We start from the raw sequence: 24699 nt of genomic DNA, 5'->3' as shown, positions 1-24699 counted from the left end.
GGCGAGCACCTGCAAGTGTTCGCCGGATGCCGCCGGCGCGGGTCGGCCCGGCCCGGGAGGAAGTAGCGTGACCATGATCATCCAGGAGCGCGGCGCACCCGCGCCGGGCGATCCGCGCCTGAGCCATGACGACCCCCTGCTCGACGGACTGCTGATCCTCTGCCGACTGCACGGCTGCGCGGTGAGCCGCAACAGCCTCGCCGCCGGTTTGCCGTTGCCCAACCAGCGCCTGTCTGCCGCGCTGCTGCCGCGCGCCGCCGCCCGTGCCGGGCTCCAAGGGCGACTGCTACGCCGCGATCTGAAGAGCATTTCCAACCTCAACCTGCCGGTCCTGCTGCTGCTCAACGACGGCCGCAGCGCGGTGCTGCGCCAGTGGCGCGACGATGGCCAGGCGCTGATCCTGCCCTGCGAGACCGAAGGCGGCGAACAGGCCGTCAGCGCCGATGAACTGGCCGCCCAGTACAGCGGCCAGGCTCTCTTCGCGCGCCCGCGCCACGAACTGGAAGCCGCGCGCAAACCCCTGGTGCCGCGCGTTGAAGCCTGGTTCCGCGACACCCTGCGGCTGTCGCGCTGGCTCTACACCGATGCCCTGGTGGCCAGCCTGCTGATCAACCTGCTGGGCATGCTGGTGCCGCTGTTCGTCATGCAGACCTACGACCGCGTGGTGCCCAACCAGGCGCTGTCGACCCTCTGGGTGCTCGCCGCCGGCCTGCTGATCGGTACGTTGTTCGAGCTGCTGCTGCGGGTACTGCGCTCCAACCTGCTGGACATGGCCGGCAAGAAGACTGACGTGGTGCTCTCCGCCACCCTGTTCGAACGCATCACCGGCATGTCGCTCAAGGCCAAGCCGGAGACCGTCGGCGGCTTCGCCCAGAGCATCCACGACTTCCAGGGCTTGCGCGAATTCCTCACCGCGCTGACCCTGACCAGCCTGATCGACCTGCCCTTCTCGCTCCTGATGATCCTGGTCATCGGCCTGCTCGGCGGCTGGCTGGTGGCCGTGCCGCTGCTGGCTTTCCCCATCACCATCGTGTTCGCCCTGATCATCCAGAGCCGCCTGCGCGACACCGTGCAGAAGAGCCTGACCCTGGGCGCCGAGCGCCAGGCCCTGTTGATCGAGACCCTCGGCGGCCTGGAAACCCTCAAGGCCTGCGGCGCCGAAAGCGAGCGCCAGTATCGCTGGGAGTCCACCCACGGAGCCCTGGCGCGGCTGGACAACCACGCGCGCTTCCTCTCCGCCCTGGCCACCAACGGCACGCTGTTCCTCCAGCAGTTCGCCGGCCTGGCGATGATCTGCGCCGGGGTCTACAGCATCCTCGACGGCAACCTCAGCGTCGGCGCGCTGGTCGCCAGCTACATGCTCAACAGCCGCGTACTCGCCCCGCTGGGACAGATCGCCGGGTTGATTACCCGTTACCAGCAGGCGCGCCTGACCATGAAAAGCACCGACGCGCTGATGGAACTGCCGCAGGAGCGCCAGGCCCGGCAACGCCCGCTGGAGCGCACCCAGCTGCACGGCGCGCTGGAGGTTCGCCAGCTCAGCTTCAGCTACCCGGAGCAGACCACCCCAGCGCTGAACCACGTCAGCCTGCGCATGGCTCCCGGCGAGAAGATCGGCATCATCGGCAAGAGCGGTTCGGGCAAGAGCACCTTCGGCCGCCTGCTGATGGGCTTCTATCACCCGGACGAAGGGCAGATCCTGCTCGACGGCCTCGACCTGCGCCAACTCGACGTCTCCGACCTGCGCCAGCAGATCGGCTACGTGGCCCATGACCTGCCGCTGCTGGCCGGTAGCCTGCGCGACAACCTGACCCTCGGCGCGCGCTACGTCAGCGATGCGCGGATGCTCGAAGTGGCCGAGCTGACCGGCGTCAGCGAACTGGCCCGGCAACACCCGGCCGGCTTCGACCGCCCGGTGGGCGAGCGCGGCCAGCTGCTCTCCGGCGGCCAGCGCCAGGCCGTGCTGATGGCCCGCGCACTGTTGCTCGATCCGCCGATCCTGCTGCTCGACGAACCCACCAGCGCGATGGACAACAGCAGCGAGGAAATCCTCCGCAAGCGCCTGCACGAGGCCTGCCGCGACAAGACCCTGCTGCTGGTCACCCACCGCACCTCGATGCTCAGCCTGGTCGACCGCCTGCTGGTGCTCGACAGCGGCCGCATCGTCGCCGACGGCCCGAAAGAAGCGGTCATCGAAGCATTGCGCAAGGGCCACGTCGGCCCGGCAGCGGGGTAATGGCCATGCATTTTTCTCAATCGATCCGCGGTTACCTGGGCGGCAACGGCGCCCGCGACACCGAATTCATGCCCGAGGTCCAGGGCACCCTGCTGGAAGACTCGCCAAACGCCACCCGTATCACCCTCTGGGCGGCGCTCGGCCTGCTGGTGGCGGCCATCACCTGGGCCTACTTCGCCGACATCGAAGAAGTGACCAAGGGCGAAGGCAAGGCCATCCCCTCCTCCAAGGTGCAGACCATCCAGAACCTGGAGGGCGGCATCGTTTCGGAAATCTTCGTCCGCGAGGGCCAGGTGGTGAACAAGGGGCAGCCGCTGCTGCGCCTGGACGACACCCGCTTCTCCTCCAACAAGGGCGAGACCGAGGCCGACCGCAACTCCCTGGAAGCCCGCGTCGAACGTTTGAGCGCGGAAGCCGAAGGGCGCGAGCCGGTGTTCACCGACGACCTGAAGAAAGCCGCGCCGCAGGTGGTGGAAGACCAGTTGGCGCTCTACCAGACCCGTATGCAGCGGCAGAACAGCGAACTGAGCATTCTTCAGGAACAACTGCGGCAGAAAGGCCAGGAGCTGCAGGAATTCCGCGCCAAGACCCAGCAGTACCGTTCGAGCCTCGGGCTGGTGCAGCAGGAGATCAACATGTCCGAGCCGCTGGTGAAGGCCGGTGCGGTGTCCCCGGTGGAACTGCTACGCCTGCGCCGCAGCGCGGTGGAAATCAGCGGCGACCTGAATGCCACCAACCTCGCCATCCCCCGCGCCGAAGCGGCGGTGAACGAGATCCAGCGCAAGATCGAGGAATCGAAACTGGGCTTTCGCAGTGACGCGCTGAAGGAGCTCAACGACGTCCGTACCGACCTCAACAAGCTCACCGCCACCAGCCGCGCCATCGACGACAAGGTCAATCGCACACTGGTAGTCGCGCCCCTGCGCGGCATCGTCAAGCAGCTCAAGGTCAACACCATCGGCGGCGTGGTGCAGCCAGGCAACGACATGGTGGAAATCGTCCCGCTGGAGGACAACCTGCTGGTGGAAGCGCGGGTGCGCCCACAGGACATCGCCTTCCTCCACCCCGGCCAGCCGGCCACGGTGAAGTTCACCGCCTACGACTACACCATCTACGGCGGGCTCAAGGCCAAGCTGGAAGTGATCAGCGCCGACACCATCACCGATGACAAGGGCAACAGCTTCTACATGATCCAGGTGCGCACCGACAAGAACCACCTGGGCACAGACGCCAAGCCCCTGCTGATCATCCCCGGCATGGTGGCGACGGTGGACATCATCACCGGCGAGAAGAGCGTGCTGGATTACATCTTGAAGCCGGTGCTCAAGGCGCGTTGGGAAGCCTTGCGGGAGCGCTGAGCCGAGCATTCGCGAGCAAGCTCGCTCCTACAGGTGCCGGGTGCGCCATGCAGGAACGAGCTTGCTCGCGAACCCTCCATCACTCATCCCCCCGCCAATGCGCCCCCGGCCCCTCCTCCGCCAGCTTGTCCCCCGGATTGCGCAGCGGGCAGGCCTCCATCGACAGGCAGCCACAGCCGATGCAGCCATCGAGCTGGTCGCGCAGCAGCAGCAACTTCTCGATCCGCTCGTTCAGGTCATCCCGCCAGCGTGCCGACAAGCGCGCCCAGTCCGCTGCCGACGGGTTGTGCCCTTTCGGCAGCGAGCCCAGCGCCTCGGCGATCTCGCCCAGGGGAATGCCGACCCGTTGCGCAACTTTGATCACCGCTACCCGGCGTAGCGTGTCCCGCGAATAGCGGCGCTGGTTGCCGGCATTGCGCGCGCTGCTGATCAGGCCCTTGGCCTCGTAGAAGTGCAGCGCGGAAACGGCAACGCCAGCGCGCCTGGCCAGCTCGCCGACACTCAACTCGCGGTGCATCGAACAGGAAGAAGATTCTTTCATGGACTATTGACCTCAACTTAAGTTGAGGTTTTACCCTCGCCAGGCATTCGGTTCAAGCCAGGGAGCCAAGGAACATGACGCAACCCGCCCCGATCACCGCCCATGCCTGCGTGGACAACCCTCACTTCGTGCTGCAGATCGAGATCGACGTAACGCCGCAGCAACGCCCGCACATTGCCGCGCGGCTGTGCGATTACCTGTCGCACCTGCAGGAGCTGTTCTACCTGCGCCCCGGCTACCTCGCCAGCGAGCTGCATGCCGAAGGCGAACCGCCGCGCCTGGTAGGCCGCCTGCACTGGCGCCGCCAGGAAGACTGGGAAGCTGCCTGGGACTGCCGCCACACCGCCAGCGACCTGTTCGCCGACAGCCTGCTCAAGCTTGGCGCGCGGAGCATCCGCTTCGGCAGCGGAGAGACCGAGCGCACAACGTAACCCCCGGCTTTTTGTAGGAGCGAGCTTGCTCGCGAACAAACCCATCGGTGGCGTCCGTTCGCGAGCAAGAACTAGGCGTCCCCCTCGCTCCTACAAGTTCTGCCTGTGCTTATTGACCGCCCGGCAGGCTCATGTGCAGCAGCGGGAACGGCCGCCCCTCGCCATCCAGCGGCGATCGCCCGGTCTGAGCGAAGCCATAGTGCAGATAAAAACCCACCGCCTGAGGATTCTGTTCGTTGACGTCGACACTCAAGATCCCGCGCGATTCGCGCACGAAATCCAGCAGCGCGCGGCCCAGGCCCCGTCCCCGGCTATCCGGATCGATGAAGAGCATCTCCACATGGGATTCGTTGAGGCCGATGAAGCCCTGCGGGCGGTCTTCGCTGTCCACCGCCACCCAGACCTCGACGGCGGGCAGATAGAGGTCGCGAACCTGAGGCAAAAGCGCCTCGATGTCGGCGGGTTGCAGGAAGTGGTGGGTCGCGCGCACGGCGCCCAGCCAGATATCGAGCAGGCGCGGGTTGTCCGCGGTGATGCGTTGGCGAATGAGCATGAATCCATCCTGATTCAGCAGATCACAAAGGGATAGCACGCCACGCAAGGTGACGGCCGCAGGAGCGTCGGCAGCATGAATGCCCGCTTCGCGAATCAACGCCTGGGCGGAGCACGGCAGAGGCAGCCGGAAAGAGAGGGAGGTCGATCCTACCCAGCCCTTCCCGGCCGGTAAAGCCTCACTCAGCCAACCAACGCCAGCCGCCCGCCCCGCACTCCAGCCGCGCCTCCAGTTGCAGCCGGCCGAGAAACGCCTCGTCATGGGACACCACCAGCAGCGCGCCGCGGTACTGCCGCAAGAGGTTTTCCAGCGCCTCGCGAGACGGCAGGTCGAGGTGGTTATCCGGCTCGTCCAGCAGCAGCAACTGGGCTGGATGCTCGGCGTAAAGCTCGCACGCCAGCGCCGCCTTCAGTCGCTCGCCGCCGCTGAGCAGCGCACAGGGCAACTCGACCCGGGCCGCCGGCAATCCCAGCTGCGCCAGCCGCGTCCGCAACAGCGACGGCTCCGCCGCTCGATTACGCTCCTGCAGCAGTTCCAGCACCGAGCGCTCGGGCAATAGCGCGGCGAGATGCTGATCCAGGTAGGCACTGCGCACCCTCACCTGGCAAGAACCGGCCGCTGGGTCGAGCACGCCTGCAACCACCTTGAGCAGCGTCGACTTGCCGCTGCCGTTGCGCCCGGTGATCGCCACGCGGCGCGGCCCGCTCAGTTGCAGGTCCAGCGGCGCAGCATTGCCATACGGCAGGCGCAGCGCCTCCAGCATTAACACCCCTCGTGACTCGGGCAACTCGCAGTCCGCCGCGTGCAGTACCACCGCAACGTCTTCGCGCAACTGCTCAAAAGCCTCCTGCACCTCCTGCGCCAGCCGCTCGCGGCGCTCATCGTGCTGCGTGGCCAGGCGCGCAATGCTGCCTTGGCTGCGTTCCTTCTGCCGATCGACAAGGATCTTCGCCTGGTTCGCCTCCCTGGCATCCTTGCGCCCCTTCGCCTGCCGATGCTCCTGGCGCTCGCGCTGCTCCTGCATGGCGTGCTGCTGGCGATCGCGCTCCAGCTTGCGCCGCTGCAACTCGCGCTGGGCAGTGTCCTGCTCCTGCTGGCGAGTCTCACGGTAGAAGGCATAGCCGCCGGAGTAGCTGCGCAAACCAGAGGACGACAGCTCGACGATCCGCTGCATACCGTCCAGCAGCAGACGGTCATGGCTGATCAGGATCAGCCCGCCGCGCCAGCGCTGCAGTTGCTCACGCAAGGCCTCGCGCCCGGCGCGGTCCAGATGGTTGCTCGGCTCGTCGAGAATCAGCCAGTCCGCGTCGCTGAGCCAGGCGCCGAGCAACGCTACCCGCGTGCACTCACCGCCACTGAGGCGCGAGGCAGGCGTATCCGGCAGCAGATGGGCGAGCCCGGCGGCTGCCAGCTCGGCTTGCAGGCGGGCGCGGATATCCCAGTGGCCGTCGAGTTGCTCGAAGTCTGCCGGTTCGACTTCACCGGCTTCGACCCGGGCCAGCGCATCCAGCAGCGGTTGTACGCCGGCCAACTCCGCGACGCTGCGGAACGCTTGCGGCTCGATATGTTGCGGCAGGTAATGCGCCGGCCCGGACGCCAGACAGCGACCAGTGCTGGCGGCCAACTCACCCGCCATGATCCGTGCCAGCAAGGACTTGCCCGCGCCATTGCGCCCGACCAGCGCGGTGCGGCGGTCGTCGAAGGTTTCGTTGAGGTCGCTCAGCAGCAGCTCGCCGCTGGGCAATTGGAAAGAGACGCCTTGCAGCGCCAGGGTGAACGGGCTCGTCATGCGCAGTACCAGATTGATGCCGGAATTCCCCCGGAAACGGGCCAGGGAAGGAAACGGGCCGTGAAACCACGGCGGCATCAATTGCGCATCGGACGAACACCTCGCGAAGGGGAATGAGGGGCGCAGTATAACGAAACCAGCCGCACCGTGCTCTTGTAGGAGCGAGCTTGCTCGCGAACCCGCCCCACTCCGCAGTCGCCGGACAATCGGTTCGCGAGCAAGCTCGCTCCTACGAAAAGCGGGTCAGCGGCGCGGCCCGTGGTTGCGCTGGAAGGTCTCCTCGCCCATCGCGGCGATCTGCCCATCGATCAGCGCATCGAACGGGCGCAGCAGGTCGGCATGGGATTGCGGCGCATCCAGCACATCGAGCGCATGCACTATCGCTTCGATGGTGGACAGCGCGCCTTCCGCCGGCGCCTTGCGCAGACGGTAGCGCGAGCTCAACCCGCCCGGCAGCACCACGCGCGGCAATGTCCCGAGATTGGGGTTGAGGTGCAGCAGCTTGCGCGCCTTGCGCCAGGTGCCGTCGGGGACGACCAGCAGGCGTGGTTTATCCACAGGACGGGCGGCCAGTTCGACCAGCGCCACGGCGGATTCGCCGGGGAACAGCAGCCAGGCGTCCCAGGCGGACAGATCGAGGTCAGTGAAATCCTCACCGACCATCAGCTCCGCATTGGCCAGCCCAAGCGCCGCCAGCCGTGCGGTGTTCAGCGCATGTCCGACCTCACTTGGATGCTGTAACAGCAGAACGCGGGTACGGTTATCCACACGGGGAATCAGCGCGCACAGGCAGTGGTTCAGCGGGCGCTCGCAGCGCGGGCAACGGGCGCGGCTCATGACTGGCTCGGCTGGGTGCGCAGCAGGTCGCGGAAGTTCTGGATCAGCGGCTCGCGGGAACGGCCACGGCGCAGGATCAACGAGAACGGCGCCTGGTAACCGAAGGTCGCCGGCAACAGTGCCCGCAGTCGGCCCTGCTCCACCCAGGGGTGGGCGTAGTGCTCGGGCAGATAACCGATGTAACCGCCAGAAAGGATCAGGATCAGCTGCGCCTCCATACTCTCCACAGTGCCGGCGCTGTGCTTGAAGCCGTGCCGCGCCAACTCGGCCTGGCTCCAGTAACCACGGCCGACCATGCGCTGCTGGGTGATCAGCTCGGCGGGAATCCGCCGGCCGTCGAACAGCGGATGGCGGTCGCTGCAGTACAACCAGTGCTGCTCTCTATAAAGAGGCTGGTAGACCAGGCCGTTCATCCGACTGAAGAAGGAGCCGATGGCCAGGTCCAGACGGTTGTCCAGCACCGCCAGTTGCAGCTCGTAGGGGCTCTGCACCTGCAGGTGCAGGTGTACCGCCGGATGCAGGCTGCTGAAGGAACCGATCACATCCGCCAGTGGCAGCGCCGGGTCGCTCACGGTGGAGTCCAGCACGCCGAGGTTCAGGGTGCCGCGCAGCTCGCCTTTCAAGGTCGCTGCGTAGCGCTCGAAACCTTCCAGCTCGCCGAGGATGCGCAGGGTTTCCTGATGGAACAGCTCGCCCTTGCTGGTCAGCCCGAAACCGCCACGGCCACGGTGGCAGAGCACGATGCCCAGCTGGTTCTCCAGCTGGCTCATGTAGGTGCTGATCGCCGAGGTCGACAGGTTGAGTTCCTGCTGGGCCGCGGCGAAGCCCTGGCTACGCACCACACAGGCGAAAATCCGCAGCAGTTTGACGTCGGGCAATGCGCTGGCGCTCATGAAGACTCCGCAAAACCGCGGCCGGGCCGCTCTAGTTCAGTACTTTCTGTACCTGAAAAAAGGATGATAGCAAGCCAGCTATCTATTCAGGAACCGCAGGCCACAAGCCCGGCGGGCCGTCTGCTGCGGCAAGGTAGCGCAGTCTAGCGACCGTTATTAGTTTAGAAAACTCTGAAGTGATTATTTGTAGCCAGCGATTTTTTCCACTACCCGGTGTGATGAGAATCCGGTCTCAGTATTCAACAAGCCTGTTTCCACGAAGACAGCGATCAGCCTGAGGCCCTCCCCATGGACAAGAAACTTCACCAGCCCCTGGGCGGTAACGAAATGCCGCGTTTCGGCGGCATCGCCACCATGATGCGCCTGCCGCATATCCAGTCCCCCGAAGAGCTCAACCAGCTCGATGCCGCCTTCGTCGGCGTGCCCCTGGACATCGGCACCTCCCTGCGCTCCGGCACTCGTTTCGGGCCGCGCGAAATCCGCGCCGAGTCGGTGATGATCCGTCCGTACAACATGGCCACCGGCGCTGCGCCGTTCGACTCGCTGAACATCGCCGACATCGGTGACGTGGCGATCAACACCTTCAACCTGATGGAAGCCGTACGCATCATCGAAGAGGCGTACGACAAGATCCTCGACCACGGCATCCTCCCGCTGACCCTGGGCGGCGACCACACCATCACCCTGCCGATCCTGCGTGCCATCCACAAGAAGCACGGCAAGGTCGGCCTGGTCCACATCGACGCCCACGCCGATGTGAACGACCACATGTTCGGCGAGAAGATCGCCCACGGCACCACCTTCCGCCGCGCGGTGGAAGAAGGCCTGCTGGACTGCGACCGCGTGGTGCAGATCGGCCTGCGTGCGCAGGGCTATACCGCTGAAGACTTCAACTGGAGCCGCAAGCAGGGCTTCCGCGTGGTGCAGGCCGAAGAGTGCTGGCACAAGTCGCTGGAACCGCTGATGGCCGAAGTTCGCGAGAAAGTCGGCGGCGGCCCGGTCTACCTGTCCTTCGACATCGACGGCATCGACCCGGCCTGGGCGCCCGGCACCGGCACCCCGGAAATCGGCGGCCTGACCACCATCCAGGCGATCGAGATCGTCCGTGGCTGCCAGGGCCTGGACATCATCGGCTGCGATCTGGTCGAGGTCTCCCCGCCCTACGACACCACCGGCAACACCTCGTTGCTCGGCGCCAACCTGCTGTACGAAATGCTCTGCATCCTCCCGGGCGTAGAGCGCCGCTGAGCGCACGAGCACAACAATGAATAACGACGCCTGCGTAGCACAGGTGCTGGAGGCTGCCCGCGATCTCGTGGCAGCCTTCGCGCGCACCGACACCGAAGCCTACTTCGCCGCGTTCAGCGAAGACGCCTCCTTCATTTTCCACACCTGGCCGGTGCCGCTGCTCTCGCGCGCGGCCTACCGCGAGGTGTGGGAAGGCTGGCTGCGTGACGATGGCTTCGAAGTCCTTGACTGCCTTTCGAGCAACACCTTTGTGAGCCTGCAGGGCGAAGACGTGGCCGTGTTCTGCCACGACGTCGCCACGCGGCTGCGCATCCAGGGAGAGGAAAGCCTGAACCACGAACGGGAGACCATCGTCTTCCGCCGTGATCCGAAACAGGGCCGCTGGCTGGCCACACACGAGCACCTGTCACCGTCGCCGACGCCATAAAGACAGGGCTCCCCGGGAGGAAGTCATGGATAACAAGAACAACGCACACGCAATCACAACGATCGAGACATTCGGGGTCGAACAGATCCCGGACAATGAACGCAACGCCACGCCCACCGACCTGTTCCGCATGATCTTCGGTGGCGCCAACACCTTCGCCACCGCCGTGCTCGGCAGCTTCCCGGTCCTGTTCGGGCTGTCGTTCCAGGCCGGCGTCTGGGCCATCGTCCTCGGCGTGCTGGTCGGCTCGATCATCCTCGCACCGATGGGCCTGTTCGGCCCGCTCAATGGCACCAACAACGCGGTCTCCTCGGGCGCCCACTTCGGCGTGCACGGGCGGATCGTCGGCTCGTTCCTGTCGCTGCTCACCGCCGTCGCCTTCTTCTCCCTCTCCGTGTGGAGCTCGGGCGATGCACTGATCGGTGGCGCCAAGCGCCTGTTCGACCTGCCGGAAACCGACCTGACCCTGGGCCTGGCCTATGGTCTGTTCGCCGTGCTGGTGCTGATCGTCTGCATCTACGGCTTCCGCTTCATGCTGATGGTCAACAAGATCGCCGTATGGGCCGCGAGCCTGCTGTTCCTGCTCGGCCTGTTCGCCTTCGCAGGCCCCTTCGATGCAGGCTACGCCGGTACCGTGCAGATGGGCAGCGAAGGTTTCTGGGCCGCCTTCATCGGCGCCGCCCTGCTGGCCATGAGCAACCCGGTATCGTTCGGCGCCTTCCTCGGTGACTGGGCGCGCTACATTCCGCGCCAGACCTCGCAGAAGCGCATCATGCTGGCGGTGATCTGCGCCCAGCTGGCGACCCTGATCCCGTTCCTGTTCGGCCTGGCCACCGCGACCATCGTGGCCGTCAACGCCCCGGACTACATCGCGCAGAACAACTACGTGGGCGGCCTGCTGGCAGTTTCGCCGAGCTGGTTCTTCCTGCCGGTGTGCCTGATCGCGGTGATCGGCGGCATGTCCACCGGCACCACCTCGCTGTACGGCACCGGCCTGGACATGTCCAGCGTGTTCCCGCGTCTGCTCAACCGCGTGCAGGCCACCCTGCTGATCGGCCTGCTGTCCATCGCCTTCATCTTCATCGGTCGCTTCGCCGCGAACCTGGTGCAGAGCGTGTCCACCTTCGCCGTGCTGATCATCACCTGCACCAGTCCCTGGATGGTGATCATGATCCTCGGCCTGATCATCCGTCGTGGCTTCTACCACGCCGATGACCTGCAGGTGTTCACCCGTGGTCAGGAAGGCGGCGCCTACTGGTTCCACAACGGCTGGAACTGGCGCGGCATGGGCGCGTGGATTCCGAGCGCGGCCCTGGGCCTGTGCTTCGTCAACCTGCCGGGGCAGTTCGTAGGCCCCCTGGGCGACTTGGCCGGCGGCATCGACATCAGCCTGCCGGTCACCCTCGGCATGGCCGCCCTGCTCTACGTCGCCCTGCTGCGCACCTTCCCGGAACCCGCTGGCGTGTATGGCCCCAAGGGCCCGCGCTGGGTTGCCAGCCATGACCGCCCGGTGCGCAGCATCAGCGAGCCAGCAGCCTGATTCACCGTCCGTGACCTGACACGGACCGCACCACCCCAAAGCCTCCATCGGACCGGTTGCCGCCGGTCCGATGGCCTACCGCACGCCACAAGCGCGCGGCAACAATGACAATGCAAGTGTGAGGAGCCGACCATGGCGTTAGATCTGATCGTCGTACTGATATATGCCGCTGGCATGTTGTGGCTGGGTTATTACGGCATGCGCCGCGCCAAGACCCACGAAGACTACCTCGTGGCCGGTCGCAACCTCGGCCCGTCGTTCTACATGGGCACCATGGCCGCCACCGTCCTGGGTGGCGCCTCCACCGTGGGCACCGTGCGCCTGGGCTACGTCCATGGCATCTCCGGCTTCTGGCTGTGCGCCGCCCTGGGCGCCGGCATCATCGCGCTGAACCTGTTCCTGGCCAAACCGCTGCTCAAGCTGCGCATCTTCACCGTGACCCAGGTGCTGGAGCGTCGCTACAACCCGATGGCCCGCCAGGCTTCCGCGGTGATCATGTTCGCCTACGCACTGATGATCGGCGTGGTGTCCACCCTGGCCATCGGCACCGTCATGCAAGTGCTGTTCGGCCTGCCCTTCTGGGTGTCCGTGCTGCTGGGCGGCGGCGTCGTGGTGATCTACTCCACCATCGGTGGCATGTGGTCGCTGACTCTGACCGATATCGTGCAGTTCATCATCAAGACCGTTGGCCTGATGTTCATCCTGCTGCCGATCTGCCTGTACCGCGTGGGCGGCTGGGACGAACTGGTGGCGAAGCTTCCGGCTACCGCCTTCAGCTTCCACACCATTGGCTACGACACCATCATCACCTACTTCCTGATCTACTTCTTCGGCATCCTGATCGGCCAGGACATCTGGCAGCGCGTATTCACCGCCCGCGACGAGAAGGTCACCAAGTACGCCGGCACCGCCGCGGGCGTGTACTGCGTGATCTACGGCCTGGTCGGCGCGCTGATCGGCATGTGCGCCAAGGTGCTGCTGCCTGACCTGGACAACGTCAACAACGCCTTCGCCGCCATCGTCAGCGCCGCCCTGCCGGACGGCATTCGTGGCCTGGTGATCGCCGCTGCCCTGGCCGCGATGATGTCCACCGCCAGCGCCGGCCTGCTCGCCGCTTCCACCACCATCACCGAGGACCTGCTGCCGATCGTCACCGGCCAGCGCTCCACCCGCCTGAGCCTGAACCGCATCTGCACCCTGGTTACCGGTGTCGTGGTCCTGGGCATCGCCCTGGTGGTGAACGACGTGCTCAGCGCGCTGACCCTGGCGTACAACCTGCTGGTCGGCGGCATGCTGATCCCGCTGATCGGCGCCATCTACTGGAAGCGCGCCACCACCGCCGGCGCCATCACCAGCATGGCCCTGGGCTTCATCACCGCCCTGGTGTTCATGCTCAAGGATGGCTTCGACGCCAACACCCCGATCTACTACAGCCTGTCCATCGGCCTGATCAGCTTCATCGTCGTCAGCCTGCTGTCGCCTCGTCCGGCAGCGGTCGCCGACGCGGCCTGATCCAACGCTTGCGCAAGGCAAGAGGGCGCGGCGAGATGATCTCCGCGCCCTCTTTGCTTGATGGCCACGACTTCACACCAGACACGACCTCACTCACGAACTCTAAGGAACTGCCATGACCACCTGCGGCGAATTCCTCGTCAAGCAACTCGAAGCCTGGGGCGTCGACACCGTCTTCGGCATCCCCGGCGTGCACACCGTCGAGCTGTACCGCGGCCTGCCCCACAGCAGCATCCGCCACATCACCCCGCGCCACGAACAGGGCGCCGGCTTCATGTCCGACGGCTACGCACGCGTCACCGGCAAGCCGGGCGTGTGCTTCATCATCACCGGCCCGGGCATGACTAACATCCTCACCGCAATGGGCCAGGCCTACGCCGACTCCATCCCCATGCTGGTGATCAGCAGCGTCAACGAGCGCTCGCGTCTCGCCCACGGCAACGGCTACCTGCACGAGCTGCCGAACCAGCGCGCCATGGTCGCCGGCGTCAGCGCCTTCAGCCACACCCTGATGAGCGTCGAGGAACTGCCCGCCGTGCTGGCCCGCGCCTTCGCCGTGTTCGACAGCGAGCGCCCGCGCCCGGTGCACATCGAACTGCCGCTGGACATCATCACCGCCCCGGCCGACCACATGCAGGTGCGCCCGCGCGTGCAACTGGCGCGCCCTGCCCCGGCCCGCTCGCCGCTGCATGAAGCCGCCGCCAAACTGGCCAAGGCCAAGAACCCGCTGCTGCTGCTCGGCGGCGGCTGCGTCGAGGCCCAGGCCGAAGCCCGCGCCCTGGCCATCGCCCTGGACGCGCCGACCGCGCAGACCATCAACGCCAAGGGCCTGCTGCAGCCCGAACACCCGCTGCTGATCGGCAGCAACCAGTCGCTGGTGCCGGTGCGCGAACTGGCCGAGCAGGCCGACGTGGTGCTGGCCATCGGCACAGAGCTGGGCGAGACCGACTACGACGTGGTGTTCGATGGCAACTTCAAGATCGGCGGCGAGCTGATCCGCATCGACATCGACCCGCAGCAACTGATGCGCAACTACGCGCCGAGCATCGCCATCCACAGCGATGCGCGCACCGCCATGCGCGCCCTGCTCGAATTGCTGCCGGCCCGCGAAGCCGACGCCAACAGCCCTGGCGCACAACGTGCAGCCAAGGTGCGCGCGCAACTGGCCGAGGACTTCAGCGGCTGGGCGCACTACCGCGAGCTGTTCGGCAAGATCCTCGAAGTGCTGCCCGATGCGCGCTTCGTCGGCGACTCGACGCAGACCGTCTACAGCGGCAACCACCTGGTGGAACTGGACGGCGGCCGCCGCTGGTTCAACGCCTCCACCGGCTACGGCACCCTCGGCTACGGCCTGCCGGCGGCCATCGGCGCCAAGCTCGGCGAGCCGGGCCGACCGGTGATCAGCCTGATGGGCGATGGTGGCCTGCAATTCACCATGACCGAACTGGCCAGCGCCGTGGAAGCCAAGGTGGGCATCATCGTCCTGCTGTGGAACAACCACGGCTACGGCGAGATCAAGCGCTACATGGAACGCCGCGACATCACCCCGCTGGGCGTGGACATCTACACCCCGGACTTCCTCGCCATCGCCAAGGGCTTCGGCTGCGCCGCCGAGCGCGCCCGCGACCATGCGCACCTGCAGGAGCTGCTGCGTAACGCGCCGAGCGATCGTCCGCTGATCGTGGAAGTGATGGAAGCGGCGCCCTTCGCGCCCTGATCCGGACCGAGGCGGGTTATCCACACCCCGATCCGCCACCTCTCCTGTAGGAGCGAGCTTGCTCGCGAACCACCCAGCTCGGAACTGTTCGCGAGCAAGCTCGCTCCTACGAGAGCCCCAAACGCTCCGAGCTTGGCCCTGCTATCAATCAATGGCACGGTGTATCGGCGTACAACCGCGAACGGTTGTACGCCCTACGTTCAGCACAACAAGGCGCACCGCCATGAAAATCGTCACCCGCGACCGCTGGTTCGAGGTCCGCCACTGCTACGACGGCGTCAGCCTGATCCACGAGCCCTACGTCCGCCCCTTCTACCGCTGCAACATGTGGCATATCCAGGGCCGCGACCGCGACGTGCTGGTGGACAGCGGTTCCGGCCTGGTCAGCCTGCGCGAGCAACTGCCCTGGCTCACCGACCGCCCGCTGCTGGCCGTGGCCAGCCACACTCACTTCGACCACATCGCCGGCCACCACGAGTTCGACGAGCGCCTGGTACACCCGGCCGAAGCCGACATCCTCGCCAGCCCCGATGGCGAACGCACCCTGGCCACGGCCTTCGTCGACGACGAGATGTTCGACGCGCACCCGGATTGCCCGCTGTGCTATGCCGAATACCGCGTCAAGGCCGCACCGGCGACCCGCACCATCGATGAAGGCGACGTGCTCGACCTCGGCGACCGCACCCTGCAGGTACTGCACACTCCCGGCCACTCGCCGGGCGGCATCAGCCTGTGGGAAGAAAAGACGCAGACACTGTTCTCCGGCGACATCATCTACGACGGCCCGCTCATCGAGGACGCCTACCACTCCAACCTCGACGACTACGCCGCCAGCCTGGCGCGCCTGCGCGAACTGCCGGTGCGCACCGTGCACGGCGGGCACTTCGACAGCTTCTCCGGGGAACGGTTGAAGGGAATGATCGACGACTGGTTCAAGACCCACGAATGACGGACAAGAAAAAACCCGCCGACTGGCGGGTTTTCCTTTTGCGGTAGCGGGCGCGATCAGTAGCGCCGGCGCTGCTCCATCAGGCGACGTTGCTCGTCGCTGCGGATCGGGATGGGTTGCAGACGTGGAGGCTCGATCAGGCCGAGCGTGACACCGAGTTTCCACGCAATGCTTTGCAGCCAGACTTTCATGGATACCTCCTCGTGCGAATTCAGGTCGGGCGGCCCGTTACCACCATGGGCCGCCCTAGGAAGAATAGCCCGGCGTCCCACTCTCCGCCCGTGCCACTCACTCCTTGAAACAAAGACTATCGCCTTACCTCGTCGCAGCGCCTGACCTGAATCAAGAGCGCGACAATTCCCGCATCAGCGGCGAAGCATCCGGCGAATCCACTGCTCACTGCTCACCAGGGTGATACCCGCCAGCACCAGCACGGCGCCGGCGACGAAGTTCAGGGTCAGCGGCTCGCCGAGGATCAGCACGCCGAAGGCGATGCCGAACATCGGCGTCATGAAGGAAAACACCGCCAGGTTCGACGCCAGGTAGCGGCGCAGCAACCAGAACCAGGTGAAGTAACTGAAGAACGACACCACCAACCCCTGGAACAACACACTGCCCACGCCGATGGCGGTGAAGCTCACGTCCTGGGTCTTGCCCAGCGCCAGCGCGGCGAAGGGCAGGAGCAGCGCGGCGATCAGCAACTGGTAGAACAACGTCAGGATCGGTTTCGCCTCGGACAACCGCGTGGTGCGCACCGCCACCGTGGTCATGCCCCAGGAGAAGCCCGCCAGCACGCCGAAGGCATCGCCCAGCAACATGCGGCTATCCATGTTCGCCAGGTCGAACCCGCCACCGAAGCACATTGCGATCCCCGCGAAGCACACGCCGATGCCCAACCATTGCAGCGGCCGAAGCCGTTCGCTGGGCAGCAGGAAGTGCAGCGCCAGCGCCGAGAAGATCGGCGCCGTATAGATGAACACCGCCATGTGCGAGGCCGACGTGTAGACCAGCCCCTGGGCGATGAAGAAGAACTCCGCGGCGAACAGCACGCCGGCCAGCAGCCCGCCCTTGACGGTGCCATGGCGCAGGAAGCCTTCCCAGCCGCCGCGCCAGCACATCAGCAACCCCACCACCACGGCAGCCACCAGGTTGCGCCCGAAGGCCTGCATGATCGGCGCGATGTCGTGCGCGGCCAGTTTCACCATCACCGCCTGGATACCCCAGATGATGCACAGGCCGGTCATGACCTGGATGGCAAAGGCATCGGCGCCCTTGCGCTCGACGATGGTGGCTTGGGTATTCATGACAAGGCTCGGCAGTAATGGGCTCAGCAATCAAAGAAAAGCGGGAAGCCGAAAGAACAATCGGCGGACTTCCTCAAAGAAAGTCCGCCGATCATGCCAGTTCGCAGCAGCTGCCCGCCAACGGAAATCCGCTGTTCAGAGCACCGCCAGCGACATTATTTCCCGGATTTCACCTGGGTCCAGGTGCGGGTACGGATGCGCTCCAGCTTCGGCGGCAGCATTTCCACCGAGAACAGCTTGGCCTGCACGTCCGCCGGCGGGTAGACGTTGGGGTTGTCGTGCAGCTCCTTGGAGATCAGCCCGTCCGCCGCCTGGTTCGGGTTGGCGTAGGCGACGTAGTCGGAGATCGGCGCGACCACTTCCGGGCGCAGCAGGTAGTTGAGGAAGGCGTGGGCCTGCTCGACGTTCTTGGAGTCCTTCGGAATCGCCAGCACGTCAAACCAGGCCGCGGCGCCTTCCTTGGGAATGCGGTACTCGATATGGATGCCGTTGCCCGCTTCCTTGGCGCGGTTGGCCGCCTGCATCGCGCCGCCGGACCAGGCCAGGGCCACGCAGACATCGCCGTTGGCGAGGTCGGTGACGAACTTCGAGGAACTGAAGTAGGTGATATTCGGACGCAGCTTGGCCAGCAGAGCCTCGGCCTTCTTGTAGTCGTCCGGATTGTGACTGTTGGGCGACAGGCCCAGGTAGTGCAGGACCTGCGGAATCACCTCGGTGGGCGAATCGAGGAAGGCCACGCCACAGGACTTCAGCTTGGCCAGGTTCTCCGGCTTGAACACCAGGTCCCAGGAGTCCACCGGCGCGTTGTCGCCAAGCACGGCCTTGACCTTGTCGACGTTGTAGGCGATGCCGTTGGTGCCCCACATGTAGGGCATCACGTACTGGTTGCCCGGGTCCTTGCTCTCCAGCACTTTCAGCAGTGCAGGGTTGAGATTCTTCCAGTTCGGCAGCTTGCTCTTGTCCAGCGGCTGGAACACGCCGGCCTTGAGGTAGTTGGGGAGGAAACTGTCGCTGGGCACGACCACGTCATAGCCCGAATGACCGGACAGCAGCTTGGCTTCCAGCACTTCGTTGCTGTCGTAGACGTCGTACTGCGGCTTGATGCCGGTTTCGCTCTGGAAGCCCTTGAGGGTGTCCGGACCGATGTAGTCGAACCAGTTGTAGATGCGCACTTCCGGCGCAGCGCTGGCGGCGCTGGCCGTGACGAGGGTGGCGGCGGCGAGCAGGCCGCGCAGCGCGGTATTCTTGTTCATGTCCTTCCCCAGTTGGATGCGCTCGCACTCTGACCACTACAAACAGCGGGTCGCGAGCCAATAAATGCAGTGGGGCGGATCAATGTCCGCCCCACCTTGTCGATCAGCGTGCAGCGCTTTCGTAGCCCTGCAGCACGTTCACCGCGTTGACGCCAATGGCCTCGACCGCGTACCCCCCTTCCATGATGAACAGGGTCGGGATACCCAGGGCAGCGATGCGCTCGCCCATCTTCAGGTAGTCCGGGCTGTCCAGCTTGAACTCGGAAATCGGGTCGTCCTTATACGTATCCACGCCCAGCGATACAACCACCGCGTCCGGCGCATAGTCAGCGATCTTCCGGCAAGCGTCGTCCAGCGCGGCGAACCAGCCGTCCCAGCCAGTGCCGTGCGGCAGCGGGTAGTTGTGGTTGTAGCCTTCGCCGGCGCCTTCGCCATGCTCGTTGGCGTGGCCGAGGAAGTACGGGTACTCCACCAGCGGGTCGCCGTGGATCGAGGCGAACAGCACGTCGTTGCGGCGATAGAAGATGTCCTGGGTGCCGTTGCCGTGGTGGTAGTCCACGTCGAGGATGGCCACGCGCTTGGCACCCTGGTCGAGGAAGGCCTGGCTGACGATGGCGGCGTTGTTCAGGAAGCAGTAGCCGCCCATGAAATCGCTGCCGGCGTGGTGGCCCGGCGGACGGCACAGCGCGAAGGCAGTGCTGGCGCCCTGGCGCATGTGGTCCTGGGCAGTCAGTGCGACCTGGGCCGAGCTGTACACGGCCTGCCAGGTGCCGGCGGTGATCGGCGCCTCGGTGTCGAAGCTGTAGTGGCCCACTTCGCCCATCAGCGCAGTCGGGATCGGGCCGTCACGCAGCAGGCGGCGGCCCGGGAAGGTGGTGGAGACCAGGTCGCCGGTGTGGCCTTCGGCCGCCCAGCGCGCCCAGGCGCCCTTGAGGAATTCGACGTAACGGGCGTTGTGCGCGCGCAGGATCGGCTCCATGCCGAAGTCCTTGGGCTCGATGATCTCGCCCAGGTTTTGCGACTTCACGCGAGCCAGCACGGTGTCCGCGCGGCTGGGCATCTCGAAGCAGGGCTGGAGTTTGCCGTCGACCAGTTCGGACTGGCCGAAATGCAGGCGGTGATCGTCGCTGTACACGGTAAGCATGGGAGTACCCTCTGAAGGATTCTTGTTGTCCGGTGGCGGAATTCTGCCCAGCGCCTGCGCTTCGCAAAACAGCGGGAGCGGCCAAAAGGGGATCGATGTGGCCAGAATTTATGACCCTTAACCATCTGCATCCGCGGATTGGGCGAATTCGCCCAGGCGCAGCCGCGCTATGCTCCAGGGAATTGCCACGGCGCTGCTGGGTCAATACCCGATAAGCGTTTTGACCACAGGATGGGGGATCATGCGGGAAACCTTCTTGCGCGCCTGCTATAGCGTGCTGCTAATGCTGAGCTTGTCGTTCACCGGAGCGGAACTGGCGCTGGCGGGCGAGCCCACCGACGTACAGGCCGGCGCCGGGATCGAGCTGCCCGACCTGCCTGACGATGCCAGCCTTGACCAGTTGAGCGACCGTCTCGAATTGATCCGCCAGCGGGTATCGGCCGACAGCGACGATGGCCTGCTGTCCAATCTGCGCCAGGCAGCACTGGGCGTACAGGCCCGCGCCGAACAGAGCGCTGCGGACATCACCACGCAACTGGCGCGCACCGAAGACCAGTTGAAGGTCCTCGGCCCAATGACGCCCAACGAGGCGGCGAGCCTCACCAACCAGCGCAACGACCTGCTCGCCGACCAGAAGCAGCAGCAGAAGCAGCAGGACCGCGCCAACCAGCTGGACAAGAATGCCCAGGACCTCGCCGCGCAGATCGTCAACCTGCGCCGCAGCCAGTTCAACTCGCAGATCGCCACGCGCTACCCGCCGCCACTGAGCCCGCGCTTCTGGTCCAGCCTGATCCGCCCGACCGACGACGACCTGTCCCGCCTGCAGGCGATTCGCGGGCAGATCGGCGATGCCTTCGCACTGACCTGGCAGCCGGAACACCGTTGGCCCTTCATCGCCTGCCTGATCGCTGGCGCGCTCCTGTGGATTCCCGGCCGGCGCCTGCTGGAACAGATGCTGACCAAGGCGATGATCCGCTGGATTCCGGTGGGCCGACTGCGTCGCAGCGCCCTCGCCGTGGCGGTCAGCCTCGCCACCATTCTCACCCTGGGCGGCGGCGCCGCGCTGATCCGCGAGGGGCTGGACTGGCACAATCAGCTCAATAACAGCATGACCAGCCTGGGCGATCAGTTACTGACCCTGGTGATCTTCTGCACCTTCACCGCCGGCCTGGGCCGCGCCCTGCTCGCAGTGCAGCGACCGTCCTGGCGCCTGCCTGACCTCCCCGACCCGGTGGCCGACGCCCTCTCCCCCTTCCCGTGGCTGATGGCCTGGCTGTTGCTGGTACTCGGCACCCAGGAGCGCCTGAACAGCGTCAGCGGCGCCAGCCTGGCGTTGACCGTCGCGGTGAACGCCATCACCGCCATCGCTACCGCCGTGCTGTTCTCCATCGCGCTCTACCGTTACCGGCGCGCGCGGCGTGAGAGCGAGGGCCACGAGACGTCGGCGTTGGCCGGGATCATTGTGCTGGCGATGATGATCACCGTCTTGCTCATCGTCCTGGCACTGGTCAGCGGCTACCTGTCGCTGGCGTATTTCCTTGCCGGCAAGCTGCTCTGGGCGAGCGTTGTCTGCGCTACCGGCTACCTGCTCACGACCCTGTTCGTCGACCTGTGCGAAGCGCTGCTCTCCCCCCGGCAGAAGCTCGGCGCGCGGCTGGCTGAGAACCTGGGCGTCGACCCGCGCCACCAGGCGCAGTTCGCCACCCTGCTGACCGGCGCCGGGCGCACCCTGCTGGTGCTGTCCACGGTGCTGATCGCCTTTTCCACCACCGGCACCAGCCCCGGCGAATTGCTCCAGGGCCTGGTACGGCTGGTGGAAAGCGGGCAATCCCTGGGCCGGCTGAACATCGTCCCGCAGGACATCCTGCTGGCGCTGGGCACCCTCGCCGCCGGGCTGTTCGGCCTGCGCCTGCTCAAACGCTGGCTGGCCGAGGAACTGCTGCCGGAAACCAGCATGGACGTAGGCATGCGTGCCTCGCTGGTGACCCTGGTGGGTTACATCGGCATGGTCATCCTGGTGCTGCTCGTGCTATCGGCACTGCGTATCAACCTCACCAGCCTGACCTGGGTGGTCAGCGCCCTGTCGGTGGGTATCGGCTTCGGCCTGCAGGCCATCGTGCAGAACTTCATATCCGGCCTGATCCTGCTCACCGAGCGCCCGGTGAAGGTGGGCGACTGGGTCAGCCTCACCGGCGGCGTGGAGGGCGACATCCGCCGCATCAACGTGCGCGCCACGGAAATCCAGATGTCCGACCAGTCCACGGTAATCGTGCCCAACTCCCAGTTCATCTCGCAGAACGTGCGCAACGTGACCATGGGCAGCGCACTGGGCGTGGTCGGCATCAACCTCACCCTGCCGCTGGATACCGACGTGCAGAAGGTCCGCGAACTGATGCTCAAGGCCTATACCGAGCACCAGAACATCGTCGAAACGCCAGCCCCTTCGGTGACCTTCAAGGACCTGAGCGCCACCGGCCTGACGCTGGCCGCCTCGGGCAACGTGAGCAGCCCGCGCGCGGTGTATGGCACCAAGAGCGACCTGCTGTTCACCATCTTCAGTGGCCTGCGCGAGGCCGGCATCAGCCTGACCGTGGCGCAGAACCTGATTCTGCAGCGGCCGCAGGTGGTTCGTGAGCAGAGCGCCGGCGAGACGGCAGCACCGCAAATCGGCGACGACACCGGAGCGAACCCGCCGCCGTAGAATGAAGTGGTTACGCCGGCGAGGCGGTCGCTTCGCCGGCCTTCGCGCAACAGTCCCGCACGGGAGTCGCCGTTGCGCCCGCAGCGTCCCGTGCCCGCCGTTGGCCGGCGCCCGTCGCGGCACCCGGCATTGCCGCTTGCCGCCTTCCTTCCTCGGTTGCCGCCGGGCCTCCCTGCGGCCTCGTACGGGAGTTCGCGCGATGGACGAAGCCAGACTCAACGAATTCATGGGCAAGCTGGTCACCGACATGGGTGGCGCGGCGATGCTCGCCAACATCATCCTGGGTGAAGAACTGGGCCTCTACAAAGCCATGGCCGATGGCCAATGGCTGAGCCCGGCGCAACTGGCCGAGCGCAGCGGCTGCAATGCGCGCCTGCTGCGCGAGTGGCTGAGCGCCCATGCCGCCTCCGGCTACATGGAGCATCAGGACGGCAACTTCCGCCTGCCCGAAGAACAGGCCATGGCGCTGGCCATCGAGGACTCGCCGGTCTACGTCGCCGGCGGCGCCTCCGTGGTCGCCGCGCTGTACCACGACAAGGACAAGCTGGTCGCCGCCATGCGCGGAGACGGCGGCCTGGCCTGGGGCGATCACCACCCCTGCATGTTCTCCGGCACCGAGAAGTTCTTCCGCCCTGGCTACCGCGCGCACCTGGTGGCCGAATGGCTGCCGGCCCTGGACGATGTGGTCGACAAGCTCCAGCGTGGCGCACGGGTCGCCGACGTCGGCTGCGGCCACGGCGCCTCCACCATCGTCATGGCGCAATCCTTCCCGGCGTCCAACTTCGTCGGCTTCGACTACCACCAGCCGTCCATCGAAGTGGCCAACCAGCGCGCGGATCAGGCCGAGGTGGCCAGTCGCGCCAACTTCCAGCGCGCCAGCGCCAAGGACTACCCCGGCAACGACTACGACCTGATCTGCTTCTTCGATTGCCTGCATGACATGGGCGACCCGGTGGGTGCCGCGCAGCACGCACGCCAGGCACTCAAGGCGGACGGCACCGTACTGCTGGTGGAGCCCTTCGCCAATGATCATCTGGACGACAACCAGAACCCGGTCGGCCGGCTGTTCTACGCCGCCTCCACCTTCATCTGCACACCCAACTCGCTGTCCCAGGAAGTCGGCCTGGGGCTTGGTGCCCAGGCGGGCGAGTCGCGTCTGCGCAAGGTATTCGAGGAAGCCGGTTTCAGCCGCTTCCGCCGCGCCGCCGAAACGCCGTTCAACCTGATCCTCGAAGCACGCCCCTGATTGACCCGATATCCGCCGCAGCCCCGGATTCCGGGCGCTGCGGCGTGGAAACAATTCGTCATCTGGCCGTCATCAATCCGTTACGTGGCGCCCTGAAACTCGCAGGCTTTCAACCCAGGGAAGCCCCCAAGATGTTCAATAAAAAGACTGCCAACAAAGCTGCATCTCTCGCCCTGCTCGTTGCCGCCCTCGCCGGCTGCGCCGCGCAGGCTCCGGTAGCCAGCAAGGAAGCCACCCCCAACAACGACGACTGGTACCTGGTGCGTACTGACGAGACCCTCTACCTGTTCGATGACGCCGCTGTCTACCGTGACTACATCGTCACCGGCAAGACCACCTACACCAAGGAAGTGGGCGAGAAGGACAAGTTCGGCCAGAACGTCGTGCTGGTCGTACGCGCCGAGGACAAGGACAAGGACGCGAAGAAGATCGCCTCCTACCAGTTCTACAAGCAGAGCCTGCCGCCGGCCGCCGGCTTCTACGGCGAAATCCGCCAGGAAGGCGTGATCTATGTGGCCCAGCGCTACGGCGACATGGTCGACATGAACGGCCTGGGCGAACCGATCTTCCGCCACACCGAAATCGCCAGCGGTCCCAACGGCGAACGCGTGGTCTACCTGATGCAGAAGGAAGAGAAGAAACCGGTCGGCCTGATCGCCCGCTTCCAGAAGATCTACGGCATCACCCCCGCCAAGGGCTGATGACGAAAAAGCGCGCACTCCGGGGAGGGAGTGCGCGCTTTTGCCTTGACCGGCGCCGCAACGGCGCGGGTATACGCTAGCTGGAGGGCTCCAGCTGCACCGCAGGAATCGTCTTCGGCGCCTCGATACCCCAGTCACCGAACAGGTACCAGTCATCACCGAGCATCTCGGCTGGATGCATGGTGCGATCCGCGCCATTGCCGCAGGCCAGGTTGGTGGCCGGGCAATAGCGGTCGCAGCCCCAGCAGATACGCTCGGGGTGCGGCGGGTTGAGCGGGAATTTCTTGGCCATGATCAGGCCCTCGGAGGTTTCCTTGTG

22 protein-coding genes are annotated in these 24699 nt (G+C 65.7%); 12 read left to right on the top strand and 10 right to left on the bottom strand.

Going from position 1 to position 24699, the window contains the following annotated elements; all coding sequences use genetic code 11:
* The first annotated feature begins 73 nt into the window (after window positions 1-73).
* Window positions 74-2236, top strand: coding sequence for a type I secretion system permease/ATPase (locus AC2T4A_RS13320; protein WP_416745646.1), 2163 nt, complete (start codon window positions 74-76; stop codon window positions 2234-2236).
* A 5-nt stretch (window positions 2237-2241) separates the two neighbouring features.
* A complete protein-coding gene (locus AC2T4A_RS13315; RefSeq protein ID WP_486743476.1) occupies window positions 2242-3594 on the top strand; it encodes an HlyD family type I secretion periplasmic adaptor subunit in 1353 nt (450 codons plus the stop codon).
* 79 nt (window positions 3595-3673) lie between these two features.
* Here AC2T4A_RS13315 and soxR read toward each other — a convergent pair whose 3' ends face one another.
* Window positions 3674-4135 (bottom strand): redox-sensitive transcriptional activator SoxR, encoded by a 462-nt coding sequence (gene soxR, locus AC2T4A_RS13310; protein ID WP_416745217.1) that lies wholly within the window; start codon window positions 4133-4135, stop codon window positions 3674-3676.
* Window positions 4136-4209: 74 nt separating this feature from the next.
* Between soxR and AC2T4A_RS13305 the strand changes: the two genes are divergently transcribed.
* On the top strand, window positions 4210-4566 hold the full coding sequence (locus AC2T4A_RS13305; protein WP_416745218.1) for an antibiotic biosynthesis monooxygenase: 357 nt from the start codon (window positions 4210-4212) through the stop codon (window positions 4564-4566).
* A gap of 109 nt (window positions 4567-4675) precedes the next feature.
* On the opposite strand, the gene AC2T4A_RS13300 is transcribed toward AC2T4A_RS13305, so the two are convergent.
* The 4 genes from AC2T4A_RS13300 to AC2T4A_RS13285 form a co-directional block, all read right to left on the bottom strand.
* Entirely contained in the window at window positions 4676-5119 is a 444-nt protein-coding gene (locus tag AC2T4A_RS13300; RefSeq protein ID WP_486743475.1) for an acetyltransferase, read from the bottom strand.
* 178 nt (window positions 5120-5297) lie between these two features.
* The gene (locus AC2T4A_RS13295; protein ID WP_486743474.1) at window positions 5298-6908 is read right to left on the bottom strand and encodes an ABC-F family ATP-binding cassette domain-containing protein; all 1611 of its coding nucleotides are present in this window, start codon (window positions 6906-6908) and stop codon (window positions 5298-5300) included.
* 243 nt (window positions 6909-7151) lie between these two features.
* Window positions 7152-7745, bottom strand: coding sequence for a tRNA-uridine aminocarboxypropyltransferase (locus AC2T4A_RS13290; protein WP_486743473.1), 594 nt, complete (start codon window positions 7743-7745; stop codon window positions 7152-7154).
* On the bottom strand, window positions 7742-8638 hold the full coding sequence (locus AC2T4A_RS13285; protein WP_024765259.1) for a LysR family transcriptional regulator: 897 nt from the start codon (window positions 8636-8638) through the stop codon (window positions 7742-7744). The genes AC2T4A_RS13290 and AC2T4A_RS13285 overlap by 4 nt, the downstream gene beginning before the upstream one ends.
* Window positions 8639-8926: 288 nt before the next feature.
* On the opposite strand from AC2T4A_RS13285, the gene speB reads away from it, so the two are divergent.
* The 6 genes from speB to AC2T4A_RS13255 all read left to right on the top strand — a co-directional run bounded on the left by speB (window position 8927) and on the right by AC2T4A_RS13255 (window position 16031).
* Window positions 8927-9886, top strand: coding sequence for an agmatinase (gene speB, locus AC2T4A_RS13280; protein WP_045212323.1), 960 nt, complete (start codon window positions 8927-8929; stop codon window positions 9884-9886).
* Window positions 9887-9902: 16 nt separating this feature from the next.
* Entirely contained in the window at window positions 9903-10313 is a 411-nt protein-coding gene (locus AC2T4A_RS13275; protein ID WP_045212325.1) for a YybH family protein, read from the top strand.
* A 25-nt stretch (window positions 10314-10338) separates the two neighbouring features.
* Window positions 10339-11853, top strand: coding sequence for a purine-cytosine permease family protein (locus tag AC2T4A_RS13270; protein WP_416745221.1), 1515 nt, complete (start codon window positions 10339-10341; stop codon window positions 11851-11853).
* Between the two features lie 132 nt (window positions 11854-11985).
* The gene (locus tag AC2T4A_RS13265) at window positions 11986-13365 is read left to right on the top strand and encodes a sodium:solute symporter family protein (RefSeq protein WP_416745222.1); all 1380 of its coding nucleotides are present in this window, start codon (window positions 11986-11988) and stop codon (window positions 13363-13365) included.
* Window positions 13366-13480: 115 nt separating this feature from the next.
* Entirely contained in the window at window positions 13481-15082 is a 1602-nt protein-coding gene (locus AC2T4A_RS13260; RefSeq protein WP_478379742.1) for a 5-guanidino-2-oxopentanoate decarboxylase, read from the top strand.
* Window positions 15083-15305: 223 nt separating this feature from the next.
* A complete protein-coding gene (locus AC2T4A_RS13255; RefSeq protein ID WP_416745224.1) occupies window positions 15306-16031 on the top strand; it encodes an MBL fold metallo-hydrolase in 726 nt (241 codons plus the stop codon).
* A gap of 56 nt (window positions 16032-16087) precedes the next feature.
* Here the strand turns inward: AC2T4A_RS13255 and AC2T4A_RS13250 are convergent, their stop codons facing one another.
* The 4 genes from AC2T4A_RS13250 to AC2T4A_RS13235 all read right to left on the bottom strand — a co-directional run bounded on the left by AC2T4A_RS13250 (window position 16088) and on the right by AC2T4A_RS13235 (window position 19732).
* On the bottom strand, window positions 16088-16222 hold the full coding sequence (locus tag AC2T4A_RS13250; protein ID WP_260403232.1) for a PA1414 family protein: 135 nt from the start codon (window positions 16220-16222) through the stop codon (window positions 16088-16090).
* A gap of 174 nt (window positions 16223-16396) precedes the next feature.
* The gene (locus tag AC2T4A_RS13245; RefSeq protein ID WP_416745225.1) at window positions 16397-17335 is read right to left on the bottom strand and encodes a DMT family transporter; all 939 of its coding nucleotides are present in this window, start codon (window positions 17333-17335) and stop codon (window positions 16397-16399) included.
* Between the two features lie 155 nt (window positions 17336-17490).
* Window positions 17491-18588 carry an extracellular solute-binding protein gene (locus AC2T4A_RS13240; protein WP_416745226.1) on the bottom strand — a complete coding sequence of 366 codons (1098 nt, stop codon included), beginning with the start codon at window positions 18586-18588 and terminating at the stop codon, window positions 17491-17493.
* A gap of 103 nt (window positions 18589-18691) precedes the next feature.
* On the bottom strand, window positions 18692-19732 hold the full coding sequence (locus tag AC2T4A_RS13235) for a histone deacetylase family protein (protein WP_416745227.1): 1041 nt from the start codon (window positions 19730-19732) through the stop codon (window positions 18692-18694).
* Between the two features lie 241 nt (window positions 19733-19973).
* Between AC2T4A_RS13235 and AC2T4A_RS13230 the strand changes: the two genes are divergently transcribed.
* From AC2T4A_RS13230 to AC2T4A_RS13220, 3 genes are all read left to right on the top strand, one after another.
* On the top strand, window positions 19974-22433 hold the full coding sequence (locus tag AC2T4A_RS13230) for a DUF3772 domain-containing protein (protein WP_486743472.1): 2460 nt from the start codon (window positions 19974-19976) through the stop codon (window positions 22431-22433).
* A gap of 199 nt (window positions 22434-22632) precedes the next feature.
* Window positions 22633-23679 (top strand): class I SAM-dependent methyltransferase, encoded by a 1047-nt coding sequence (locus AC2T4A_RS13225; protein ID WP_416745229.1) that lies wholly within the window; start codon window positions 22633-22635, stop codon window positions 23677-23679.
* Between the two features lie 131 nt (window positions 23680-23810).
* Window positions 23811-24380, top strand: a complete 570-nt coding sequence (locus AC2T4A_RS13220; RefSeq protein WP_416745230.1) for a hypothetical protein — start codon at window positions 23811-23813, stop codon at window positions 24378-24380.
* Between the two features lie 76 nt (window positions 24381-24456).
* Here the strand turns inward: AC2T4A_RS13220 and AC2T4A_RS13215 are convergent, their stop codons facing one another.
* Window positions 24457-24672, bottom strand: a complete 216-nt coding sequence (locus tag AC2T4A_RS13215) for a DUF3079 domain-containing protein (RefSeq protein WP_138520417.1) — start codon at window positions 24670-24672, stop codon at window positions 24457-24459.
* Window positions 24673-24699: the final 27 nt, after the last annotated feature.

The organism is Pseudomonas sp. PVC-3-1 (genome assembly GCF_057444315.1).
The sequence above is the reverse complement of the archived record's forward strand: the minus strand, read 5'-3'. Positions and strand labels throughout refer to the sequence as shown.